The sequence below is a fragment of the Anabaenopsis tanganyikae CS-531 genome (assembly GCF_029891675.1).
GTDB classification, from domain to species: Bacteria; Cyanobacteriota; Cyanobacteriia; order Cyanobacteriales; family Nostocaceae; genus Anabaenopsis; species Anabaenopsis arnoldii.
Genome location: NZ_JANQDF010000139.1, coordinates 1 through 2,748 on the forward strand (window position 1 = coordinate 1; position 2,748 = coordinate 2,748).

The 2,748-nt window shown below is 42.6% G+C and carries 4 protein-coding genes; 3 read left to right on the forward strand and 1 reads right to left on the reverse strand.

The window, feature by feature from the left end; all coding sequences use genetic code 11:
- Positions 1–424 precede the first annotated feature (424 nt).
- Positions 425–613 carry a 30S ribosomal protein S21 gene (rpsU, locus tag NWP22_RS13720; protein ID WP_017803988.1) on the forward strand — a complete coding sequence of 63 codons (189 nt, stop codon included), beginning with the start codon at positions 425–427 and terminating at the stop codon, positions 611–613.
- 121 nt (positions 614–734) lie between these two features.
- Here the strand turns inward: rpsU and NWP22_RS13725 are convergent, their stop codons facing one another.
- Positions 735–1,409 carry a dienelactone hydrolase family protein gene (locus NWP22_RS13725; protein WP_280792685.1) on the reverse strand — a complete coding sequence of 225 codons (675 nt, stop codon included), beginning with the start codon at positions 1,407–1,409 and terminating at the stop codon, positions 735–737.
- Between the two features lie 213 nt (positions 1,410–1,622).
- Here NWP22_RS13725 and NWP22_RS13730 point away from each other — a divergent pair, with 213 nt between their 5' ends.
- Both NWP22_RS13730 and NWP22_RS13735 read left to right on the forward strand, forming a co-directional pair.
- Positions 1,623–2,267: an IS607 family transposase gene (locus NWP22_RS13730; protein ID WP_425332617.1), complete on the forward strand. Its 645-nt coding sequence runs from the start codon at positions 1,623–1,625 to the stop codon at positions 2,265–2,267.
- Positions 2,245–2,748 (forward strand): nuclease/transposase family protein (locus NWP22_RS13735; protein ID WP_483413508.1); only part of this gene is annotated, 504 nt, incomplete at its 3' end. The genes NWP22_RS13730 and NWP22_RS13735, both read left to right, overlap by 23 nt.

Here is a 2,748-nt window from a genome sequence, read left to right on the forward strand (position 1 = left end):
CACGCAATATTTTATTGCGTGCTTTGCAAGCAACTGCCTTTACCGTGACCCATGATTCTATCGTGCTTTCTGACAAGTCAGAATTGACGGATGCCGTAGTTAATCTAGTTTAATCGCTTTGATTAGCTTAAAAGTTGCACAAACCCCTTAGTAGTCATACTAAGACCACCTTAAAACAGTGACTAAACACCGAAGATGATATATGGTTTTGAACTGCTCAGGCAACAGATTTACTCTGGTTTTGGTCAGCTTCTGCCGCAATTGTATAGCTTTGGCTAGGTTTTACAGAACCGCCGATAGGTTAGCGGCTCCCATAAACCTTACTCAGCTTTGAATCACAAAGGTCTGTTTTTTGTATACTCTAGGTAACTGAATTCGTTACGACTGTCGAACGATCAATTAAATCAACTTATTAGGAGAGATAATGACCCAAATCATAGTGGGTGAAAATGAAGCTATCGAGTCAGCTTTACGTCGGTTTAAGCGAGAAGTGTCTAAAGCAGGTATTTTTCCAGATATGAGGAAGCATCGTCACTTTGAAACCCCTCTGGAAAAACGCAAGCGCAAAGAAATTGCCAAACACAGGCAAAGTAAGAGACGTTTCCGCAATTAACCTCTTTTGCCGAGGTTCCCATCCGCCTATAGCATGGGAATAGATAGCCAGTCCTACCCAGCAAAGGGTGGGACAATATTCTTTTCCATCAAAGCCCCCAGAGACTATCTGAGGGCTTTGCTTATGAGCTTTCCGGTGTCAGGTAACGGGTAAACCACTCACTCGCCAACTGTGCTACTGCTGCCAATGTCCCCGGTTCTTCAAACAAATGGGAGGCTCTGGGAATAATTTCTAACTGCTTTTGTATACGTAATTGTTCCAGTGCATCCTGATTCATCTCGATCACTGGGGTATCGTATCCACCAACAATCAGCAATGTTGGTGCTTGGACATCAGGTAACGCCGAACCGGCTAAATCAGGTCTCCCACCACGAGAAACTACAGCTTTCACAGACTCAGGGCGTTTGGCCGCAGCTACCAGAGCCGCACCGCCCCCTGTACTCGCTCCAAAGTAACCTATTTGCAGGTGATGGGTTTGTGGGTACTGTGTTAGCCAGTCTGTGGTATCCACTAATCTCCGTGCCAATAATTCAATATCAAAGCGCAAATGTCTGGTTATCAGGTCAATTTTTTCCTCTTCATGAGTTAGTAAGTCAATTAGCAGCGTTCCTAGTCCAGCCTGTTGTAAAACCCCAGCAACATATCGATTACGGGGACTATGGCGACTGCTACCACTACCATGAGCAAATACTACTATACCTGTGGCTCCATCAGGAATCACCAAATTCCCCTCTAAGTTTACTTCACCTGCTGCCACTGATACTAAATGTTGGTTCTGTGTAAATGTGTTATCCACTGACAAACCTCCTTTGATGGTTTGTTGCCTATTTATATTTGATATTTTTTTGGTATTTTATACTTCTGCTATGAGGCAGTTTGTCAAAATCAACCCCTAGTCCATAAAGCGGTAAAATAAAAGTAGACGTGTAACTAATTGTAAATTATTTGCTTAAAACGAGAAAATATTACTAAATCACGCTAGACTAAAAGTAGTTGATTTAATGAGATATTGATGCAGCATGTCACTCCCAAGGAAGCAGCTAAAATCCTTGGTGTCCATGTCTCCAGTCTCAGGAGATGGGAAAACGAAGGCAAGCTTAAAGCAATCCGTACACCAGGAGGTCAAAGGCGGTTCATCCTCGAAGAAGTCGAAAAAATCGGCGGAATACCCCGGACAATTACAACTATTTGCTACGGACGAGTATCGACTCATTCCCAGCAAGACTATTTGCAACGACAACTTGAACACTTACGCACAAGATATCCAGAGGCTGAAATTATTTCAGAAGTTGGCAGCGGACTCAATTTTAAACGGAAAAAATTCCTCGCCATTCTGGAACGAATCATCGACGGCGATATCCAACGCATTGTCGTTACCCACCCTGACCGACTTGTCCGATTCGGATTTGAATTGGTTAGGTGGTTATGCACAAAATTTGAGTGCGAACTCGTGGTTCTCAATGACCGCCAGCTCAGTCCAGAGCAGGAACTCGTACAAGATATGCTGTCGATCATCCACTGTTTCTCTAGCAGGTTATACGGGCTTAGAAAATACAAGTCAATCATCAAAGAAGACTTACAAAAAGAAGTCGCGTCACAAGAAATCGACAAAGCAGCCTCCGAACAGTATATTGAAAATCAGGCTATTTCCTAGTAAAGAATTACATCGAGTCTGGAAGCGTTGGCTTGCCGCTTATCGTTATTACTTCAATCAATGTATTAGTTATCTTCACAATAATTATGATACTCAAGTCAGACTAATTATTGATAAGAAAACTAGCCAAGAAAAAGAAGTCAAGATATCTGCTGAAGAGTTAGATAAAATAGCTCAAAAAATAGATGTACCGCCATGGGTCAAAACCTTACCAGGCCATCAACGTCAAGAAGCTTGTTTTGAGGCATTTGATGCCTTTAAACAGGCTCGCACTCAAGGTGGTAGCGCGAAATTTAAAAGCTGTAAAGCCACAAGCCAAGCTATCCAATTTAAGGTGGGCAATTTCAAAAATGGTACTTGGTATCCGCGCACAACAAAAGGTTTAGGTTTTACTACAATTGGTCAAACTATTCCTGAGCAGTGCGAATATGGCACAGAGCTTGTTTACCGTCGTGGTAAATGGTTTGGCTGCTTTCCTCAA

Coding starts and splice junctions, on each gene's coding strand:
- rpsU (WP_017803988.1), top strand. CDS start 425: ATGACCCAAATCATAGTGGGTGAAAATGAAGCTATCGAGTCAGCTTTA.